General features: G+C 74.0%; 5 protein-coding genes. 2 read left to right on the top strand and 3 right to left on the bottom strand.

Going from position 1 to position 5,523, the window contains the following annotated elements:
• Nucleotides 1–20: 20 nt before the first annotated feature.
• From aceA to VF468_18190, 3 genes are all read right to left on the bottom strand, one after another.
• The gene (gene aceA, locus VF468_18200; GenBank protein ID HEX5880222.1) at nucleotides 21–1,289 is read right to left on the bottom strand and encodes an isocitrate lyase; all 1,269 of its coding nucleotides are present in this window, start codon (nucleotides 1,287–1,289) and stop codon (nucleotides 21–23) included.
• Between the two features lie 148 nt (nucleotides 1,290–1,437).
• Nucleotides 1,438–2,631, bottom strand: coding sequence for a hypothetical protein (locus VF468_18195; GenBank protein HEX5880221.1), 1,194 nt, complete (start codon nucleotides 2,629–2,631; stop codon nucleotides 1,438–1,440).
• 19 nt (nucleotides 2,632–2,650) lie between these two features.
• Nucleotides 2,651–2,899: a DUF5522 domain-containing protein gene (locus VF468_18190; protein ID HEX5880220.1), complete on the bottom strand. Its 249-nt coding sequence runs from the start codon at nucleotides 2,897–2,899 to the stop codon at nucleotides 2,651–2,653.
• Nucleotides 2,900–3,005: 106 nt separating this feature from the next.
• Here VF468_18190 and VF468_18185 point away from each other — a divergent pair, with 106 nt between their 5' ends.
• Both VF468_18185 and VF468_18180 read left to right on the top strand, forming a co-directional pair.
• On the top strand, nucleotides 3,006–4,400 hold the full coding sequence (locus tag VF468_18185) for an NAD-dependent malic enzyme (protein ID HEX5880219.1): 1,395 nt from the start codon (nucleotides 3,006–3,008) through the stop codon (nucleotides 4,398–4,400).
• The gene (locus VF468_18180; protein HEX5880218.1) at nucleotides 4,397–5,422 is read left to right on the top strand and encodes a phosphotransferase family protein; all 1,026 of its coding nucleotides are present in this window, start codon (nucleotides 4,397–4,399) and stop codon (nucleotides 5,420–5,422) included. Before VF468_18185 ends, VF468_18180 begins: the two co-directional genes overlap by 4 nt.
• The last annotated feature ends 101 nt before the right edge of the window (nucleotides 5,423–5,523 follow it).

The raw sequence follows: 5,523 nt of genomic DNA, 5'->3' as shown, positions 1-5,523 counted from the left end.
CAGACGGGCGGGAACCGCTCCTAGAACTGCTGGCGCTCGGTGGAGTCGGCCAGGGCCAGGGTCGAGGCCTGGCCGGCGGTCACGGCCCGGGCGACCAGGTCGAACACGCCGGTGCCGACCTCGCGCTGGTGGCGGGCGGCGGTGTAGCCGCTGGCCTCGAGGGCGAATTCCTGCTGCTGGAGCCGCACGTAGGCGGGCATGCCCTCGGCGGCGTAGCCGCGGGCGAGCTCGAACATGCCCGCGTTGAGGCTGTGGAACCCGGCCAGGGTGATGAACTGGAACCGGTAGCCCATCGCGGCCAGCTCCTTCTGGAACCGGGCGATCGTCTGGTCGTCCAGCTGGGCCCGCCAGTTGAACGACGGCGAGCAGTTGTAGGCCAGCAGCTTGCCGGGGAACTCGGCGTGGACGGCCTCGGCGAACGCCCGCGCCTGGTCGAGGTCGGGGGTGGAGGTCTCGCACCACAGCAGGTCGGCATAGGGGGCGTAGGCCAGGGCGCGGGCGATCGGGGCGTCAAGGCCGGCCGTGACCCGGAAGTAGCCCTCGGCGGTGCGCTCGCCGGTCAGGAAGCGCCGGTCGCGCTCGTCCACGTCGCTGGTGAGCAGGGTCGCGGCCAGGGCGTCGGTCCTGGCCACCAGGACCGTTGGCACGCCGGCGACGTCGGCGGCCAGCCGGGCCGCCTGCAGGGTGCGGATGAACGCCCCGGTGGGGATCAGGACCTTGCCGCCCAGGTGCCCGCACTTCTTCTCGCTGGCCAGCTGGTCCTCGAAGTGGACCCCGGCCGCGCCGGCGGCGATCAGCGCCCCGGTCAGCTCGTAGGCGTTGAGCGGCCCCCCGAACCCGGCCTCGGCATCGGCCACGATCGGCACCACATAGGACCGCTCGGCGCCCTCGGCCTTGGCGACCTGCTCGGCCCGGAGCAGGGCGTTGTTGATCCGGCGGACGACCGCGGGCACGCTGTTGGCCGGGTACAGGCTCTGGTCGGGGTAGACCTGCTCGGCCAGGTTGGCGTCGGCGGCGACCTGCCAGCCCGACAGGTAGATCGCCTCCAGCCCGGCCTTGACCATCTGGACCGCCTGCCCCCCGGTGAGCGCCCCCAGAGCGGGCACGTGGTCCCGCTCGGCCAGCAGCCGCCACAGCCGCTCGGCCCCCACCCGGGCCAGGGTGTGCTCGACCAGCACCTGGGGCCGCAGCCGGTACACGTCGTCGGCCGTGTACTCCCGGCGGATGCCGCGCCAGCGCGGGCTCGTCGACCAGTCCTCGGGCAGGCGGTTGGGAGCGGTTGCGGGCATGGCGGCACCACCTTCCGGGGAGCGACTCCCGGCGCTGGGAGATTGCGTGGTCGGCCGGCCGGCACCTGGAGCGACTGTAGCCGCCCAGAAGGTATTGATCCAATTGATTGTTACTATCTTGTCGATAGGTTTTATCTATCTTAGCAGGTCAGCGCGGAGTGGACCGAAGCCATAATGAGGCCGTGGTCGGCTGCATGGTCTGGGCGACCACGGCCAGCAGCTCGCCATGCAGCGCGTCCAGGTCGACCTGGTCACGCAGCCGGGCCGCGAACGCCTCCACCGTCCGGGCCGCGTCATAGCGACGCCGGTTGAAACGCCGGTCGACCAGCTCCTGGACCCGGCGGCGCAACGGCTGGAACGCCGCCGCCACGGCCAGGGTGGCCGCGGCCACGGCCAGGCTCCCCGACCCCTCGAACAGGCCACTGGCCGCCGGGACGATAATCAGATAGGGGACCAGCAGCAGGGCCGTGACCAGGACATAGGCCACCGTCCGGCTGACCAGCCGGTCCAGGTCCCACAGCCGGTAGCGCAGCACCGCCACGGCGATCGCCAGCGGGACCGACAGCAGCAGCGGCCAGGAGAAGGAGTCGGCGGGCGCCAGCCCGAGCGTGTCCAGCGGGACCAGCAGCGCCGGCCCGACGACGGCGACGGTGGCCCCGGCCGCGACCCAGCGCAGCTGCTGACGCTCGACCCCGCGCGAGGCCCGGAACCGCAGCACCACGGAGAGGGCGGCGGCCGGGATGGTGGCGAAGGTCAGGGCGAAGCCGGTCCAGGTGACCACCACCGCGGCCGAGCCACCCCAGCCGGCCAGGGCGAACGGCTTGGCCACCGGCTCGAGGGTCTGGGTCATCGGCTCCGGGCTGAGCCACCAGCCGACCACGTCCAGGACCGTCCCGACCACGGTGGCCACCACGACCACCCGCCAGCGGCGCGACCGCAGCCGCCCGTCGGGCAGCAGCAGCAGGGGCAGGGTGATGGCCAGGGCGATGCCGATCGCCCAGAAGCTGTCGCCGACCAGGGCGGCCAGCCGGGCGGCCAGGGACAGCGGCCGGTCGGCGACCTGGAGGGCGTCGACCCAGGGATCAAAGGGGACGTACACGGACCAGACGAGGCCGCCGGCGGCGTACAGCCAGCCGATCGGGTTCTCGGGCCGCCGCAGCGTCAGCACCAGGCCGACGGTGGCGAACAGCAGCCAGAGGGCGCCGTTGAAGGCGCCGGTGACGAGCACGTCGGCGGTCAGCGGCCGGGTCAGGAACAGCGTCACCACCAGCCCGCCGAGCAGGCAGCCGAAGGTGGCCAGCCACAGCGACCAGGCGAGCAGGGTCCGGGTGGGCGCTCCCATGGGGCGAGGATAGAGGGGCCTACGGTACGGGACCGTTACGGCCCGGCCCGGCCAGCCGGCGGGCCTGGTTGACATACGGGCAGTGGCGGCAGCCGCTGTCGCAGCAGGTGCCACGGTCCCACAGGTAGGCGGCGGTGAAGCACCAGAGCCCGGTGGCCGGGTCGAGGTAGCCGTCCTCGCCCGCCTCCAGGGCCCGCCCGTGGGCGGCCAGCACGGCCTGGTAGCCGGGATGCGCCGGGTCGAGCCGGCCCGGGTCGGGAACGGCCAGCGGCGCCGGGAGGCGACGGTCGGGCTCGGTCACGGCCCAAGCGTAGCCGCGGGCTTGCTCTGGAGTAGGCTCATGCCCATCCCGCGGCCACCTCCAAGGAGCTCCCATGGGCATCCCCAGCGCCTCCTACTCGATCACCATGCGGGTGCACCTCGGCGCCGACCCGCTGGGCATCGGCCGCATCACCACCGCGGTCGGCGAGTCGGCGGGCACGGTGGTGGCGGTCGACATTGTCGAGTCCCACCCAGACCTTCTGGTGGTCGACCTCACCTGCAACGCCGTGGACACCCGCCACGCCGACGCCATCACCGAGGCGGTCGGCGCGATCGAGGGTGCCGACGTGCACGCCGTCAGCGACCGGACCTTCCTGCTGCATCTGGGCGGCAAGCTCGAGGTCGCCTCCAAGGTGCCGCTGCGCACCCGCGACGACCTGTCGATGGCCTACACCCCGGGGGTGGCCAGGGTGTGCCGGGCGATCGCCACCAACCCGGCCGACGCCCGCAAGCTCACCATCAAGCGCAACACGGTGGCCGTGGTCACCGACGGCTCGGCCGTGCTCGGGCTGGGCAACATCGGCCCCGAGGCGGCCATGCCGGTGATGGAGGGCAAGGCCCTGCTGTTCAAGCAGTTCGCCGGGGTCGACGCCTGGCCGGTCTGCCTGGCCACCCAGGACACCGACGAGATCGTGCGCACCGTCGAGCTGCTCGCCCCCGGCTACGGCGGGGTCAACCTGGAGGACATCGCCGCCCCCCGCTGCTTCGAGGTCGAGCGCCGGCTGCGGGAGTCGCTCGACATCCCCGTGTTCCACGACGACCAGCACGGCACCGCCATCGTGGTCCTGGCCGCTCTGGCCAACGCCCTGCGGGTGGTCGGCAAGGAGCTGGGCGGGGTCCGGGTGGTGCTGTCGGGGTCGGGGGCCGCCGGGGTCGCCATCATCAAGATCCTCCAGGCCGAGGGGGTGGGCGAGATCGTCGCCTGCGACCGCGCCGGGGTGCTCCACAAGGGCCGCGACGGCCTGGACGAGAGCAAGCAGTGGGTGGCCGAGCACACCAACCCGAGCGGCCAGACCGGGACCCTGCGCGACGCCCTGGCCGGCGCCGACGTGCTCGTCGGGGTCAGCGGGCCCGGCATCCTCGACCCGGCCGACATCGCCACCATGGCCGGCGACGCGATCGTGTTCGCCCTGGCCAACCCCGACCCGGAGGTCGACCCGGCCGGCGCCCGCCGTCACGCCGCCGTGGTCGCCACCGGCCGCAGCGACGAGCCCAACCAGATCAACAACGTGCTCGCCTTCCCGGGCGTGTTCCGGGGCGCCCTGGACGCCGGGGCCCACACCATCACCGAGGCCATGAAGGTGGCCGCGGCCAGGGCCATCGCCGCCCGCGTGCACGACGACGAGCTGCGCCCCGAGTACATCGTCCCCAGCGTGTTCGACCGCGGGGTCGCCCCCGGGGTGGCCGAGGCCGTCCGCCACGCCGCCGAGGAGGGAGCAACGGGGTGATCCCGGGGATCGACCCGGAGGGGGTGACGGCCTGGTTCCAGGCCAACGTCCCCGGGGTGCGGCCGCCGCTGGCCTTCCGCCAGATCGCCGGGGGCCGCTCCAACCTCACCTACCGGGTCGAGGACGCGGCCCGGGCGACCTGGGTGCTGCGGCGCCCGCCCCTGCACGGGGTGCTCCCCTCGGCCCACGACATGGGCCGCGAGCACCGGGTGATCACCGCCCTGGCCGGCACCCCGGTGCCGGTCCCGGCCACCTTCGGCCTCTGCCAGGACCCGGCCGTCACCGGCGCCCCCTTCTACGTGATGGCCCACGTCGACGGCGTCGTCCCCCGCGACGAGGCCACCGTCGCCGCCGCCCTCGACGAGCCGGCCCGGGCGGCGGCCGCCGGCTCGCTGATCGACGCCCTGGTCGCCCTCCACGGGGTCGACCCCGACCAGGTCGGCCTGGGCGAGCTCGGCCGCCGCTCCGGCTACCTGGAACGCCAGCTCGCCCGCTGGCAGCGCCAGCTGGAGCAGTCCCGCACCCGGCCCCTGCCCGCGCTCGACGAGGTCCACCGCCGCCTGGCCGCCCATCTCCCCGTCCAGGTCGGCCCGGCCCGGATCGTCCACGGTGACTTCCGGCTCGACAACGTCGTCCTCTCCCCCGCCGGCCAGGTCCTGGCCGTGCTCGACTGGGAGCTGTGCACCCTCGGCGACCCGCTCGCCGACGTCGGCCTGCTGCTGGTGTACTGGGCCGAGGCCGGCGACCAGACCCTCCCCCTGGGCTCGGCCCCGACGGTCATGCCCGGCTTCCCCGGCCGCGCCGCCGTGGCCGAGGCCTACGCGACCGGCTCGGGTCGCGACCTGTCGCAGCTCGACACCTACGTGGCCTTCGCCTCCTGGAAGCTCGCCGTCATCCTCGAAGGCGTGGTCGCCCGCCACGCCACCGGAGCCTACGGTGGGGGCGACGACACCTGGCGCGGCTTCGCCGAGGTGGTCGTGCAGCTGGCCGACCAGGCCCTGGAGCTGACCGCCCGGCTGTGACCCCACGACGGCGCGGTGCCGGCCTTGGACCGACGGTCAACGGACTTGGACCGGCAGAGCCGGTCGACTAGCGCCGGACGGTCCGGCGGCGGGCGGCGCCG

Source organism: Actinomycetota bacterium, assembly GCA_036280995.1.
GTDB lineage: Bacteria > Actinomycetota > CALGFH01 > CALGFH01 > CALGFH01 > CALGFH01.
Note: the sequence above shows the minus strand (reverse complement) of the source record. Positions and strands in the feature narration are given on the sequence as shown.

What these genes read in the sequence shown, in the direction of transcription:
- aceA (HEX5880222.1), bottom strand. Translation starts at nt 1,289, where the DNA reads ATGCCCGCAACCGCTCCCAACCGCCTGCCCGAGGACTGGTCGACGAGC.
- VF468_18195 (HEX5880221.1), bottom strand. Translation starts at nt 2,631, where the DNA reads ATGGGAGCGCCCACCCGGACCCTGCTCGCCTGGTCGCTGTGGCTGGCC.
- VF468_18185 (HEX5880219.1), top strand. Translation starts at nt 3,006, where the DNA reads ATGGGCATCCCCAGCGCCTCCTACTCGATCACCATGCGGGTGCACCTC.